Below are 13,529 nucleotides of genomic sequence, written 5' to 3' on the forward strand. Positions count from 1 at the left end.
TGACGATCGTCACCGATCCGTGGTTAGGATGCGGGTCGTGGCCGAGCCGAACGGGGTCGAGCAGCGGCCCCGGTCCCTGATCGTGTCGTTCTTCGGGCTGTACGCCCGGGAGGTCGGCGGCTGGGTGGCGGTCTCCGACCTGGTCCGGCTGCTGGGGCGCCTGGACGTGGACGAGGCGTCGGTGCGGATGGCCATCTCCCGGCTCAAGCGCGGCGGCTGGCTGCTCGCGCGGCGGGTCGGGGCGGTGGCCGGGTACACGCTCTCGCCCTCGGCGTGGGAGATGCTCGCCGAGGGGGATCGGCGGATCTACCGCAGGCGGGTGGCCGATCCGGCGGACGGCTGGGTGCTCGCGGTGTTCTCGGTGCCCGAGGCGCAGCGGCACAAGCGCCACCTGCTGCGCTCGCGGCTGGCCAGGCTCGGGTTCGGCAACGCCGCGTCCGGGGTCTGGATCGCCCCCGCCCACCTGCGGGAGGAGGCCGAGAGCGCGCTGCGGCGGCTCGGGCTGGACGAGTACGTGAGCCTGTTCGAGGCCAGGTACCTGGCGTTCGGCGAGCTGCGCGCGATGGTGGCGAGCTGGTGGGACCTGGCCGGGCTGGACCGGATGTACGGCGGGTACGTGCGCGCCTACGAACCGGTCCTCGCGTCCTGGGCTCGGCGCCGGCGGGTGGACCCGGCGGCGGCGTTCGTCGACCACCTGCAGGCCGCCGACGCCTGGCGCCGGATGCCGTACCTGGACCCGGGGCTGCCGGTCGAGCTGGTGCCCGAGGACTGGTCGGGGACCCGCGCCGCCGAGGTCTTCTTCCGGCTGCACGCCACGCTGGCCGAACCCGCCGTGACCCACGTCCGCGACAGCACCCGTGAGTGGCTAGGGCCGTCATAGCGACCCTAGCCACTCACGGGTTGTGGTACGGACCCTTGACCTGATCACGCTCTGAGCATCATGCTGTGGTGACGGTCGTCACTCTTATGTGATAGGGCTCGGAGGAGCGTGCGATGACGTCCGAACGGGTCAAGGCGAAGGCGCGGGAGCTCGGGGCGGACGTGGTCGGCATCGTCGACTGCGCGACGCTGAACGCGAACCCGCCCGACCCGACGGCCGCCCAGGTCCCGGAGCGGCTGTTCCCCGAGGCGCGCAGCTGCGTGGTGTTCGGCAAGCGGATGCCGGTCGGGGAGTTCCTGTCCGACCACGGGTGGGCCATCGCGTACACCAACGCCGCGATCTGCCGCCGGCTGGAGCGGATGGCGTACCGGCTGTCGTTCTGGCTGGAGGAGCAGGGCCACACGGCGTTGCAGGTGATCATGGACGAGACCGATCCGGAGCTGAAGCGGGGCAGCTACGGCTACCTGTCGTTCCGGCACCTCGCGGTGGAGGCCGGCCTGGGCACGTTCGGGCTGGAGGCCAACCTGCTCACCCCCGAGTACGGCCCGAGGATGTACTTCTGCGCGGTGCTCACCGACCTGGAGCTGGAGCCGGACCGGCGGATCGTGGAGCAGCTGTGCATCGGCCCGAGCTGCGGGCGCTGCCTGGAGTGCTGCCCGACCGACGCGGTGCACCAGTGGACGCTGGACAAGCGGCGGTGCGGCCAGGCCGCGATGGTCAACGGCGTCTCGGCCATCCTGCGCGAGACGGTGCGGCCGATGCTGGCGGACCCGTCGCGGGTGGACGAGGTGATGGCCAGGCCGCGCACCCGCGCCCAGTGGCACGCGGTGATGGGCGTCGCCGAGTCGTTCGGGGTGTGCCCGCGCTGCCTGGAGGTGTGCCCGGTGGGCGGTGACTACCAGGCGCACCTGGCCCGCGAGCACCGCCACATCCCGGAGAACACCGACGCCAAGCGCGAGCGGCTGGCCGCGATGGCCGGCGCGGAGAAGCGCGGCGAGACGGTCGCCGGCAACCCGCCCACGAACCGCCGGTTCATCGGCCCGATCGGCTACCAGCGGCTGCGGCGGTCCAACCGCCCGGAGATCAGGAGGGCGACACCGTGATCCGGACCGCCGACGTCGTCGAACGCGCCCGCGAGCTGGGCGCCCAGCTCGCCGGGGTGGCCAGCGCGGACGAACTGGCCGACCTGCCGCATCCGCCGCACGCGGTGCTGAACGGAGCCCGGTCCGTGGTGGTGCTGGCGCGGCGGTTCGTCTACGGCGGGGTGCTGCGCCGCGACGCGCGCTCGCGCAGCCACCACTACGCCACCGAGCTGGGCCTGACCGAGCTGGAGGAGATCACGCTCGACCTGATGTTCTGGCTGGAGGACGACGGCCACCCGTCGCTGATGGTGCCGGCGTCGGCCAGCCGCAGCAAACAGGAGGACCTCGCGTCGCAGGGCCCGCTGTCGCTCACCGACGCCGCCGTGGCGGCCGGCCTGGGCACCCTGGGGCTCAACGGGATGCTGCTCACGCCCCGGTTCGGGCCCAGGGTGATCCTCTCGGCGGTGGTGACCATGGCGCCGCTGGAGCCCTCGGCACGGATCGGGCGCGGGCTGTGCCTCGGCGAGGAGTGCGGGCGCTGCCTGCTGGCCTGTCCGGGCAGCGCGGTGCGGCGGTGGGGGCTGGACGTGGAGGCGTGCCGGCCGCACTCGGCGCCCTACGACTACCCGAGCTTCGCCAAGCACGTGAGCCGGATCGCCGCCGAGCCGGACCCGGAGCGCAAGTGGGAGCTGGCCGCGAGCACCGAGTCGCTGATGTTCTGGCAGAGCCTGCTGCGCGGGGTCGGCATCGAGACCGGGTGCACCCGCTGCCAGGACGTCTGCCCGGTCGGGGAGGACTACGCCGCCCGGCTCGCGCCCGCGATGGACCACATCCCGGAGCAGACCGCCGCGAAGCACGCCGAGCTGGACCGGATGCGGCGGCTGGCCCGGGCCGAACGGGGAGAGACGCGATGAGCATGCCGGCCACCGCCGAGGAGGTCGAGCGGGCGCGCGAGGCCAGGGTCGGGCCGATGGTGGCGAACGCGTGGCGCTCGCCGTTCTTCCGGGCCAGGCTGGTCGAGGCCGGCGCGCGCGAGGGGCAGGCCGTCGACCAGAAGACCTGGCGGCGCATCCGTCCCACCACCAAGGACGAGCTGCGCGGGCTGTCCGCCGAGCGGTTCGCCTCCGAGGTCACCATCGCCCGCGACGACGAGATCGCGATGTACTGGCGCAGCGGCGGCGTGACCGGCCGCCCGCTGTTCTACCCGAAGGCCCGCCGGGACATGCCGGCGCTGGTCGAGTCGTTCACCCGGGTGCTGCGGCTGGCCGGCGTGCGCCCCGGCGAGCTGGTGCACAACTCGTTCCCCTTCCTGGGCGTGCACCCGATCGGGCACATGTTCGGCCACGCCCTGTCCGCGCACGGCTGCGGCAACGTCTTCGCCGGCTCCGGCGCCAACACCCCCAGCGACGTGCAGGTGGAGCTGCTCATGGGGCTGCGGCCGTCGGTGTGGATGGGCATCGGCTCCTACATCAACATCCTCGGGCACCGGGCCGAGGCGGCCGGGCACGAGCCGTCGTCCTCGTCGCTGCGCCGGATCATCTCCAGCGCCGAGCCGCTGACCCCGGCCAAGCGCGCGCGGATCGAGCGCATGTGGGGCGGGGCGGAGCTGTTCGACTCCTACGGGATGACCGAGTGCTCGATGATGGGCGCCGAGTGCGAGCGCCACGACGGGCTGCACGTCTGGGCCGACCTGTTCCTGGTGGAGATCGTCGACGAGGGCACCGGCGAGCCGCTGCCGGCCGGCGAGGTCGGCGCCGTGCTGGTCACGCCGCTGCACGCCGGCTCGGCCATCCCGTTCCTGCGCTGGTCCTCCGGCGACATCGGCGCGCTGGAGCCGGACTGCGAATGCCCGTACGCGATGTTCCCCAAGCTGCGGCTGGCCGCCCGCACGGTGGGGTTCTCCAAGGTGCGCGGGGTCAACGTCAACCACAACGACCTGGAGGACGCGCTGCTGCGGGTCGACGCGGTCGCCGACTACCTGGCCAGGGTGGTCACCGCCGAGCTGGACGACCGGCTGCTGGTCGACATCGAGGTCGAGCGGCCGGGCCCGGAGCCGGGGGCGGTCGCCGCCCGGGTGCGCGCCGCGATCTCGGCGGCCTTCGAGCTGAAGGCGGACGTCACGGTGCTGGAGCGAGGGACCATCGCGCGGCGGCTGGACGGAGAGGTCAAGCCGATGCGGGTCCGCGACGAGCGGTGAGCAGGCGCAGCACCAGGGTGAGCGGGGGCCAGGTGGCGCGGCCCTGGCGGGTGACGGCGTAGCAGCGCAGCACCACCTCGGGGTTGGGCAGCCCGAGCAGCCGCACGCCCGGGCGGGTGGGGCGGTCGGCCGGGAGCAGCGCGACCCCGAAGCCGGCCAGGATGAGGTCCTCGACCAGGTCGAGGCTGTCGGCCTGGTGGGTCAGCCTCGGGGTGAAGCCGGCCATCGAGCCCAGCGTGCGCACCACGTGCTCGTCGGCCCGGTTCATGGAGTTGCCGATCCAGTTGTGGTGCCGGAACGCGCGGAAGATCGTCAGCGTGTCGGCGGGGTCGGTGGGGCCGGCGCGACCGGCGTCCGAGGCGGGGACGGCGAGGCCCCACGGCGTGCTCCACAGCGGCGTCGAGTCCAGGCCGGCGCCGAGCGCGGCGGGCGCGAGGTTGTAGTCGTAGGTCAGCGCGAGGTCCAGGTCGTTGGCGGCCAGCATCGCCACGGCGTCGGCCTGCTCGTGCTCGTGCACGATCAGCCGGACCTTCGGGTGGTCGGCGGCGAGCCCGGCCGCGACCGGCATCAGCGACCGGCGGATCGCGGTGGCGAATCCGGCCACGCGCACGGTGCCGGCGGGTTCGGCGTCCGGGTCCAGGTCGAGCTGCGCGGCCTCGATCGCGGCCAGGATGGTGACGGCGTGGCTGGCCAGCCGGCGCCCGGCGGGGGTCAGCCGCACCCGGCGCCCGACCGGCTCCACCAGCGCGGTCCCGGTCTCCCTGGCGAGCACCGCTATCTGCTGGGACACCGTGGAGGTGGTGGTGCCGAGGGCGTCGGCGACCTCGCGCATGGAGCCGAGCCGGGCCAGCTCCAGCAGGTACCGCAGGCGGCGGCTGTCCACGGTCTTATTGTCATGATTTGGCGAACGGTTTGTCCAGGATTAGCAAGTGGACGTGGACGATCCGCGTGTGTCTACTGGACGGGTGACTTCCACGGTGACCGTGTCCACGGACGGTCGGTCCGCTCCCCGTACCAGCGCGGCGATGGCGGTGGCCGCCATGTTGTGCGTGCAGTTGGGCCTGGCGGTGTCGGTCGGCCTGTTCGACAGGCTGCCGCCGGAGGGCGTCGCGTGGCTGCGGCTGGCCTGGGCGGGGCTGTTGATGCTGGTCATCGTGCGGCCCCGGCCGTGGGCGATGAGCCGGTCGGGGCTGTGGGCGTGCGTCGTGCTGGGGGCGGTGACGGCCGGGATGACGATGCTGTTCATGGCCGCCGTGGCGCGGTTGCCGTTGGGCACGACCAGCGCGCTGGAGTTCCTCGGCCCGCTCGGGGTGGCGGTCGCGCGCGGGCGGGGCGGGCGCAAGCTGTGGCCGGTGCTGGCCGCCGTCGGCGTGGTGGCGCTCACCGAGCCCTGGCACGGCGCCGTGGACCCGGTGGGCGTGGCGTACGCCCTGGGCGCCGCGGTGGGGTGGGCGGCGTACATCCTGCTGACCCAGCGGGTCGGCGACGAGGTGTCCGGCGTTCGCGGGCTGGCGATCTCGATGCCGGTGGGCGCGCTGGTCGCCACCGCGATCGCCGGCCCTGCGTCGTTCGGTCACCTCACCTGGGAGCTGGTGGCCGCCGGTCTGGGCCTCGCCGTGCTGTTGCCGACGGTGCCGTTCGCGCTGGAGATGCTCGCGCTGCGCCGCCTGACCACCGCCGCGTTCGGCACCCTGATGTGCCTGGAGCCGGCGATCGCGCTGGTGATCGGCCTGATCGCGCTCGGCCAGGTGCCCGGGCCCAGCGCCGTGCTCGGCATCGCCTGCGTCGTGGTGGCCGGCATCGGCGCCGAGCGCACCGGCCGGCGGCGTCCCGTCCCTGTGCAGGTGGGTTAGCTCAGCCGTGCAGGGTGCGGTAGGTGCTGGCGGCGGCGGGATGCAGCGGGATGTCGTCGGTGGCGATCAGGTTGCGCGGGTCGAGGAACTGGGTGCCCAGGGCCTGTTGCGGCACCAGCCGGGGGGCGTGCGTGACCAGGACGCGGGTGGCGGTGGCGACGATCGCGGGGTCGGCGTCGGGGCGGCAGACGAGCAGGTTCGCGACGCCGATGGTGGTGGTCTCGGGGGAGGGCGGGTAGGCGTCGGCGGGGACGGTGACGCGCTCGTAGGTCGAGTCGTAGGCGGCGCGCAGGGCGGGCAGGTGCTCGCCGAGCGGGAGCAGCCGGATGCCTCGTTGGGTGGCCAGCGAGGCGAGCGCGGGGGTGGGCACGCCGCCGGACCAGAGCACGGCGTCGATGCGGCCGGCCCGCAGCTCGGAGACGGCGTCGGCGAGCGGGTAGTGGGTGACGGTGACGGCGGTGTGGAGCCCGGTGGCGGCCAGGAGGCGCCGTCCGGTGAGCTCCGCGCCGGAGCCTTCGGCGCCCAGCGAGATGGTGCGGCCGGCCAGGTCGGCGACGGTGTGGATGGGGCCGCTGGCCAGCACGACGAGCTGGAGGTAGTTCTCGTAGACCCGGCCGATCGCGTGCAGCGGGGTGCGAGCCGCGACGGTGGCTTGCGCGGTGTCGGTGAGCACCAGCGCGAGGTGGGCCCGTCCGGTGGCGAGGCGGGCCAGGTTGTCCTGGCTGCCGGTGGTGGGTTGGGCGGTGGCGCGCAGGGCGGGATCCTCGGCGTTGATCTCGGCCGCGAGCAGCTGGCCGAACTCCAGGTAGAAGCCGCCGGGTTCGCCGCTGGCGATGGTCAGGTCGCGTGGGGTCGGGCCGGTGCCGCAGGCGGTGGTGGCCAGCCCGAGCGCCGCGGTGGTGAGCAGGGTGCGGCGGTTGAGGACCGTCATGGCTCCTCCGGGTCGGACCGGGGCAGGGTGGCCGTGACGACCAGCCCGGCGGGGTCGTTGGGTTCGATCTTCAGGGTGCCGGAGCGGGCGGTGAGCATCTGGTCGGCGATGGCCAGCCCGAGCCCGGTGCCGCTGCCGTTGTCGTGCCGATTGGCCCGCCAGAACCGTTGGGTGGCTCGCTGTCGTTCTTCCGCGCTCAGGCCCGGTCCGTCGTCCTCGACGCGCAGCCGCACGGCGTGCGCGTCCTCGATGCCGCGCAGGGTCGCGGTGGCCCCGGGGCCGATGTAGCGGATCGCGTTGTCCAGCAGCACGTCGAGCACCTGGGCGAGCTCGGAGCGCGGGCAGGCGACCGGGCTCAGCTCGTCGGGCACGTCGCAGATCAGCCACACGTTCGCGTTCGCGGCCGCCGGTCGCCAGGCCTCCACCGTGGCCGCCGCGACCGGACTGGGCAAGCACCAGGGCTGGTCGTCGGCGTCGGCGTCGGCCGTGCCGAGGGTGGCCCTGTCGGCTGCCCTGTCCGCGGTGGCCAGCGCGAGCAGCCCGTCCAGCAGCGACTCCAGCCGGGCGACCTCGGTGGCCAGCGACCGGTAGCCGGTCTCGGCGTCCGGCGCGATGCGCGGGGCCAACGAGTCCAGCCGCAGCCGCAGCGCGGCCATCGGGTTGCGCAGCTGGTGGGACGCGTCCGCGACGAGCTGGTGCTCGCGCCGCGACGCCGCCGCCAGCGCGTCGGACATGTGGTTGAACGACTCGGCCAGGGCGCGCAGCTCGGGCGGGCCGCCGAGGCGGGGCACGTGGGTGCCCTGGTGGCCGGCGGTCATGGCGAGCACCCCGCGCTCCAGCCCGGCCAGCGGCCGCAGCACCCACCGGGCCAGCAGCAGCGCCAGTGCCACGAACCCGGCCGCCGCGGTCAGCGCGCCGAGCAGGATCAGCGTCCAGCTCCGCGCCACGTCGGCGGCCGCCTGTGCCACCGAGACCCGCAGCGCGACCACCCCGGTGATCCGGATCCCGGTGCCCACCGGCCGGGTGAGCACGACGTCCTCGCTCGACCAGGGGCGCAGCTGGGGCAGTGGCTGGCCCGGCTCGTTGCGCAGCGCCCCGTCGATCAGCGGCTTGAGCGCCGGGTCGTCGGGGCGCAGGTCCCCGGCGGTGACCAGCGGCCGGCGCCGTTGGTCGATGACCATCACGCCTTCCCCGTACAGCCGGGCGTAGGCGGTGGCGTCCTCGGTGAGCGCGGAGGCGTCACCGCCGGCGGCGGCCTGCTGGGCGAGCACGGCGAAGCGGTCAAGGGCGGCGGTGCGGTCGATGAGCAGCCGCCCGGTGCGCTCGGCGGCCGCGCTGACCAGCAACGGCCAGGCGAAGCCCGCCACCGCCACCGCGGCGAAGGCCAGCAGCACCGCGATCAGCCGGCGACGCACTGTGATCTTCTCCGAGGGTTGTTCACGAATCGCCTCCGGCGATGCCGCCGCTTGATCCGGTCGCTCGGCCGAGCCGTACTCGGCCGCGACCTGCCCGCCAGCCCTGGCCCGCCCTCGCACCAGGGGCGTGACCGGCCCTCATCCGAGGCGGTAGCCGAAGCCGCGGATGGTGCGCAGCATCCGCGGCCGGTCCAGCTTGGCGCGCAGCGTGGCCATGTGCACGTCCAGCGTCCGCGACACCGCCAGGTAGGCATCGCCCCACACCTCGTCCATGATCTGCTGGCGGCTCACCGCCACTCCCGCGTTGCGGGCGAGCACGGCCAGCACGTCGAACTCCTTGGCGGTCAGCGTGACCGGGTCGGCGCCCAGCCGCACGGTGCGGGCCCGCAGATCCACGCTCAGCTCGCCGACCGCGGCCACGCCGTCCTGGCGCTCGGTCAGGTTGACCCGCCGGGTGACGGCATCCACCCTGGCCAGCAGCTCGCGCAGCCCGACCGGCTTGACCAGGTAGTCGTCCGCGCCGGAGCGCAGCCCGCGCACCACGGACCGCTCGTCCCCGCGCGCGGTGAGCACCAGCACCGGCACGTTGCTGACCCGGCGCAGCTTGCGCAGCACGTCCAGGCCGTCGATGTCGGGCAGCCCGAGGTCGAGCAGCACCAGGTCGGCCTCCCGGTGGGTGCGCAACGCGTCGGCGCCCAGGCGGCACCGAATCGACCGGTGCCCCTGGGCGTCGAGCGCGTCGACCAGCGCGTCGGCCACCCCGTCGTCATCCTCGACGAGCAGTACTCGCACCAGTTACCTCGCAGCCCTATCTCACGGCGTCGCGCTCACTCAGCTCCGTGTTCGGCTGGGCGTCCAGCGGGGAGTTGTGTGAAGTCTCCCGCATGAACCCGTACACGACCAGTGAGATCAGCACGCACCCGGCGACATAGTAGAAGAAGATCTGCTCGTGTCCGGCGTTCTTGAGCGCCAGCGCGAGGTACTCGGTGCTGCCGCCGAAGATCGCCACGGTCAGTGCGTAGGGCAGCCCGACCCCGAGCGCGCGCACGTGGGTCGGGAACAGCTCGGCCTTCACGATCGCGTTGATCGAGGTGTAGCCGGAGACGATGACCAGCCCGGCGAGCATGATCAGGAACGCGCCGACCGGGTTCTTCGTGTTCGCCAGCAGCATCAGCAGCGGGACGGTGAACAGGGTGCCGCAGATGCCGAAGAACATCAGCAGCCGGCGCCGGCCGATGCGGTCCGAGAGCGCCCCGGCCAGTGGTTGGAGCGCCACGAACAGGACGAGCGCCACGAAGTTGATCAGCGTGACGGTGCTCTTCGGGATGCCGCTGGTCAGGATCATGAACTTCTGCAGGTAGGTGGTGTAGGTGTAGAACGCGATGGTGCCGCCCAGGGTCAGCCCGACCACCAGCAGGCACTGGCGCGGGTACTGCAGCAGCATGCGCAGCCCGCCGGCCTGTCGGTTGCCGGAGCTGCGCTGCTCGGCGCGGAAGCTCTCCGACTCGTCCATGGTGCGCCGCAGGTACATCGCGACCACCGCGCCCAGCGCGCCGATGCCGAACCCGATCCGCCAGCCCCAGCTCATCAGTTGCTGCTCGGTGAGGATGGCCTGCAGCACGATCTGCAGCCCGAGCGCGAGCAGCTGCCCGGCGATCAGGGTGACGTACTGGAAGCTGGAGTAGAACCCGCGCTTGCCCTGGGTGGCGACCTCGGACAGGTAGGTCGCCGAGGTGCCGTACTCGCCGCCCACCGACAGCCCCTGCAACAGCCGGGCCAGCACCAGGACGACCGGCGCCGCGATTCCGATGGAGGCGTAGCCGGGGGTCACCGCGATGAGCAGCGATCCGGCGGCCATCATCGTCACCGACAGCGTCAGCGCGGCACGTCGGCCGAACTTGTCGGCGAACCGGCCGAGGATCCAGCCCCCGATCGGGCGCATCAGGAACCCGACGGCGAAGATCCCGGCCGTGTCCAGCAACTGGGCCGTCGGGTTGCCCTTCGGGAAGAACGTCGCGGCGAAGTAGATGCTGAACGCCGCGTAGGTGTACCAGTCGTACCACTCGATCAAGTTCCCGATCGAGCCCTTGACGACATTCTTGATCACATACCGCTCGCCTGGGCGAGCGGTGTCCGTCGAGCGCGTCATTGAGCCTCCAGAGGTCGTCGCCGACAGCGATGTCGCACCACCATCGGCGCCGCCGCCGCGGCCCGGCAAGCCGGCGGACCAGCTCTTTACGCCCGCTTAGGACGGACGTCACAGTGTGACCGTGGCTCCCCCGCCGAGGCTACTTCCGGGTGAGGTCGAGAACCAGCGCGTCGAAATGCGGTGCATCCGGCCAGCCTGGTTGGATCTTCCCGACCTGCCGCCACCCCCATTTCTCGTACGCGCGTCGTGCGGTGTGGTTGTCCTCGCGCACGAGCAACGTCCCTCGTCGCTCGGGCCTTTGATACAGAATCTCGTCGTGCAACTGGTGGCCAACGCCTTTACCCTGCCAGTCCGGGTGAGTCATCAGCTCACACAGGGCGAAGGTGCGAGTGCCGTCCTCCTCGATCAGCTCGGGTTCGCTCGGTGTCGTCAGCGCGGCCCACCAGCGAGCGTTGACCGGCAAGGCGTAGCCGAGGGCAAGCCCAACCGGCTCGCCGTCAACGCGGCCGATGACGAACTCGAACCCAGGCGCCTTGGAATAGGAACGTATACGCTCGACAAAGCGGCCAAGATCGTAAAAGGACTTGTCGATCACGTCCTGATGGCTGGCCTCGTAAAGAATAGAGATGGCATCCGTGTTCGCCTCTAGCTGCTCGCGGCCATAGTGCTCGAAATCGACATCGATGGTCACGGTGTGCCTTTCTCGACATGCGAGGGCGGGGAAATTGACACGAGCTCGCTCAACCGGGCATACTGACAGTGAGGTCGAGGATCAGTGCGTCATAGTGTGGTGCATCCGGCAATCCAGGGCGAATCTTCCCGATCTGTCGCCATCCCCACTTTTCGTATGCGCGCCTGGCTGTATCGTTGTCGCTGTCGACGAGCAGTGTCGCTCGCTGCTCCGGTCTCTTGAAAAGCAGCTCGTCATGTAAGCGGTGGCCGATGCCTTTGCCTTGCCAGTCCGGATGAGTCATGAGCTCACACAAGGCGAAAGTACGAGTACCGTCTTCTTCGATCAGCTCGGGATCGACCGGCGTGGTTAGTCCTCTCCACCACCGCGCTTGAGCTGGCAACGGATAGCCAAGAGCGAGACCGGCAGGGTTGTCGTTCGTGATCCCAAGAACGAACTCGAACCCGGGGGCTTTGCTGTAGTTGCGGATTCGCTCCATGAAACGCTCAGTAGTATGGAACGGGTCATCGAGTTCGTCTCGATAGGTCACCCTATAAAGCGCGCTAATGGCGTCCTCGTGTTCCTTCAGTGCTTCGGAGTCGAGGTGTTCGAGTCTGAGTTCGTCGGCCATTAGGTCCCGCCTCCGGAGATTAGTTCGTACACCTGTCGAACCTCGGGTAGCCGCTTTGCTCTTTCGGGCAACGCTTGGAGGGCGAACCGTGCGGAAGTTCCTATATAGCCGTGACGGAAGGACGGCTCTATCTGTTCCAGCATCGTGACCATGTGTCGAACGCCTTGTGATGGATCGCCCGAGGAAATGATTGATCTCGCGCGGTGCATCTGAACCTGTACTGCACCTGTGGACAGCGGTCTCTTGTACGACTTGAGCGCTACGTCTTGGGCCGAGAACGCTTCTTGAAGTTCGCCTCCGTGTGAATACACGAAGCTCCGTACGTGGTGCAGCCGTGTTTCGGGCCAGCTCCACGCGGTCCACCCGTGAGTCTCCTGGTCGTCGAGCTTCTCAAACGCAGTCTCTAGCTCGGACAGCGCCTTGCGGGTGGCCGCTCGATCGCCGACCAAGGCGAGGCCCTGGGCTCGTGCCGCGAGAGCGTTTACGGAGCCCGGCGAGATGCGGCCATCGCTTAGGCCGAGAGCATCATCAGCGATGCTCAACACGGAGACCGGACTACCAGATGGTGCGTAGAGCGTGAGAACAGCCCGTTTGCTGGCAACTCGACTGCCAACCTCGCGGTCTCCGCTGAGCCTCGCGGCACGCTCGGCCGTCCGCCAATACCGCTCGGCATCCAGCCAATAGCCAGCACCCGCGAGCGAGGTCGCGGCGAGCCCGCTGAGGAGCGAATAGCTTCTCAGCAGCTGAAGCCGCAACGGATCTGAGATGGTCTCAATCTGGCGAGCCAGATCGGTAAGATCGGGGAGAATCCCGGGTAGAACCTGCTCGGCAGGAAGCCGTCCCACTAGCCGCGAGTAGTGATCAGCGGCGCGCTCCCACTCGATGGCATCGTGCTCAGTGATCGGGCCGGCGAGGACGGCGTCGAGCTGCCGGTGGACCGGTTCGAGCATCCCAGAGACGCTGTCGAGGGCTGCGCTGCTCGTCAGGCCGAGGCCACCGCCTAGGAGGGTTCTTCGTCGCATGGGGTCGTCCTCTGAGCCGCCGTTCGCCACCGTAGCTACTGGCGGTTGTATCAGTTCAATGGATTCCAGGCCGACCGACGCTGTGGCGCCCGAGGTAGAGAGGTCGAGATCGAGGACTTGTTCGATCACGGGCGCCCATACGTAACCCGGGTTGCGCTCGCCGCGCTCCCAGCGTGACACGTAGTGCGCGGTCGTGATGCAACCGCCGCTTGCGTCGCTCAACGCTCGCGCGAGCTGGCTCTGCGACCACCCACGGGACAGCCGAGCTTGCCGAATCTGCTTCCCGATGAGCATCCTCACCGTTGCCGCATCGTCGGCCATCGCACCCACACCCTCACCGTTGTGGATCACCGGGTCATAGTAGGGGTCAGCCCAGGGTCTCACGTTGGGTGTTCCGCGTGTTGTCGGATCGCGATGAACTGCCGGCATGCGCTCGAAGAGAGCTGGTGACTATCCCTCGGTCTGGGACTTCCTGAGCTTCTACGTGATCAGGTGGCGCAGCGCTCGCGCCCTGCGTCGGGCCAGGCACAGTGGCTGAGTCGGAGAAGTGTGCGTGTGGTGTCTGCCTGAAACCGCCGTCCGGCGGCGAGTGGTGGTGGCCCCAGGCTGACCCTGAGCCGGGTCCGGATGTTCGGGCGGTGGTTCGTTACGGCGAGCACCCGTACATGAACCGCGTCATCAGGACGAAGAGCGGTTGGA

The 13,529-nt window shown here is 70.8% G+C and carries 13 protein-coding genes; 5 read left to right on the plus strand and 8 right to left on the minus strand.

Translation table 11 applies throughout. The features are described 5' to 3' along the window. Positions 1-28 precede the first annotated feature (28 nt). The 4 genes from N912_RS0125965 to N912_RS0125980 all read left to right on the plus strand — a co-directional run bounded on the left by N912_RS0125965 (position 29) and on the right by N912_RS0125980 (position 4,159). Complete coding sequence (locus tag N912_RS0125965; protein ID WP_084211223.1) at positions 29-880, plus strand: PaaX family transcriptional regulator; 852 nt, start codon at positions 29-31, stop codon at positions 878-880. 113 nt (positions 881-993) lie between these two features. Continuing rightward, positions 994-1,983 (plus strand): epoxyqueuosine reductase, encoded by a 990-nt coding sequence (locus N912_RS60690; protein ID WP_051580802.1) that lies wholly within the window; start codon positions 994-996, stop codon positions 1,981-1,983. Then, positions 1,980-2,876, plus strand: coding sequence for an epoxyqueuosine reductase (locus N912_RS60695; protein WP_051580804.1), 897 nt, complete (start codon positions 1,980-1,982; stop codon positions 2,874-2,876). The genes N912_RS60690 and N912_RS60695 overlap by 4 nt, the downstream gene beginning before the upstream one ends. After that, a complete protein-coding gene (locus N912_RS0125980) occupies positions 2,873-4,159 on the plus strand; it encodes a phenylacetate--CoA ligase family protein (protein WP_028924692.1) in 1,287 nt (428 codons plus the stop codon). Before N912_RS60695 ends, N912_RS0125980 begins: the two co-directional genes overlap by 4 nt. Here N912_RS0125980 and N912_RS0125985 read toward each other — a convergent pair. Continuing rightward, positions 4,128-5,042 carry a LysR family transcriptional regulator gene (locus N912_RS0125985; protein WP_028924693.1) on the minus strand — a complete coding sequence of 305 codons (915 nt, stop codon included), beginning with the start codon at positions 5,040-5,042 and terminating at the stop codon, positions 4,128-4,130. The two genes, N912_RS0125980 and N912_RS0125985, sit on opposite strands and share 32 nt — an antisense overlap. Before the next feature lie 82 nt (positions 5,043-5,124). Between N912_RS0125985 and N912_RS0125990 the strand changes: the two genes are divergently transcribed. Further along, on the plus strand, positions 5,125-6,012 hold the full coding sequence (locus N912_RS0125990) for an EamA family transporter (RefSeq protein WP_245645425.1): 888 nt from the start codon (positions 5,125-5,127) through the stop codon (positions 6,010-6,012). Between the two features lies 1 nt (position 6,013). Here the strand turns inward: N912_RS0125990 and N912_RS0125995 are convergent, their stop codons facing one another. The 7 genes from N912_RS0125995 to N912_RS0126020 form a co-directional block, all read right to left on the minus strand. Next, positions 6,014-6,943, minus strand: coding sequence for a TAXI family TRAP transporter solute-binding subunit (locus N912_RS0125995; RefSeq protein ID WP_028924695.1), 930 nt, complete (start codon positions 6,941-6,943; stop codon positions 6,014-6,016). Further along, the gene (locus N912_RS0126000) at positions 6,940-8,358 is read right to left on the minus strand and encodes a sensor histidine kinase (protein ID WP_028924696.1); all 1,419 of its coding nucleotides are present in this window, start codon (positions 8,356-8,358) and stop codon (positions 6,940-6,942) included. Before N912_RS0126000 ends, N912_RS0125995 begins: the two co-directional genes overlap by 4 nt. A gap of 138 nt (positions 8,359-8,496) precedes the next feature. Continuing rightward, entirely contained in the window at positions 8,497-9,150 is a 654-nt protein-coding gene (locus N912_RS0126005) for a response regulator transcription factor (protein WP_028924697.1), read from the minus strand. A gap of 16 nt (positions 9,151-9,166) precedes the next feature. Continuing rightward, positions 9,167-10,507 carry an MFS transporter gene (locus tag N912_RS0126010; RefSeq protein ID WP_028924698.1) on the minus strand — a complete coding sequence of 447 codons (1,341 nt, stop codon included), beginning with the start codon at positions 10,505-10,507 and terminating at the stop codon, positions 9,167-9,169. 139 nt (positions 10,508-10,646) lie between these two features. Continuing rightward, the gene (locus N912_RS54665; RefSeq protein ID WP_037066647.1) at positions 10,647-11,198 is read right to left on the minus strand and encodes a GNAT family N-acetyltransferase; all 552 of its coding nucleotides are present in this window, start codon (positions 11,196-11,198) and stop codon (positions 10,647-10,649) included. Between the two features lie 49 nt (positions 11,199-11,247). After that, the gene (locus N912_RS62340) at positions 11,248-11,808 is read right to left on the minus strand and encodes a GNAT family N-acetyltransferase (protein ID WP_084211225.1); all 561 of its coding nucleotides are present in this window, start codon (positions 11,806-11,808) and stop codon (positions 11,248-11,250) included. Then, on the minus strand, positions 11,808-13,181 hold the full coding sequence (locus tag N912_RS0126020) for a helix-turn-helix domain-containing protein (protein ID WP_169747953.1): 1,374 nt from the start codon (positions 13,179-13,181) through the stop codon (positions 11,808-11,810). Before N912_RS0126020 ends, N912_RS62340 begins: the two co-directional genes overlap by 1 nt. Between the last annotated feature and the right edge of the window lie 348 nt (positions 13,182-13,529).

The sequence above is a fragment of the Actinospineispora acaciae DSM 45401 genome (assembly GCF_000620785.1).
GTDB lineage: Bacteria > Actinomycetota > Actinomycetes > Mycobacteriales > Pseudonocardiaceae > Pseudonocardia > Pseudonocardia acaciae.

Coding starts and splice junctions, on each gene's coding strand:
- N912_RS0125980 (WP_028924692.1), top strand. CDS start 2,873: ATGAGCATGCCGGCCACCGCCGAGGAGGTCGAGCGGGCGCGCGAGGCC.
- N912_RS62340 (WP_084211225.1), bottom strand. CDS start 11,808: ATGGCCGACGAACTCAGACTCGAACACCTCGACTCCGAAGCACTGAAG.
- N912_RS0125995 (WP_028924695.1), bottom strand. CDS start 6,943: ATGACGGTCCTCAACCGCCGCACCCTGCTCACCACCGCGGCGCTCGGG.
- N912_RS0126010 (WP_028924698.1), bottom strand. CDS start 10,507: ATGACGCGCTCGACGGACACCGCTCGCCCAGGCGAGCGGTATGTGATC.
- N912_RS0125965 (WP_084211223.1), top strand. CDS start 29: ATGCGGGTCGTGGCCGAGCCGAACGGGGTCGAGCAGCGGCCCCGGTCC.
- N912_RS60690 (WP_051580802.1), top strand. CDS start 994: ATGACGTCCGAACGGGTCAAGGCGAAGGCGCGGGAGCTCGGGGCGGAC.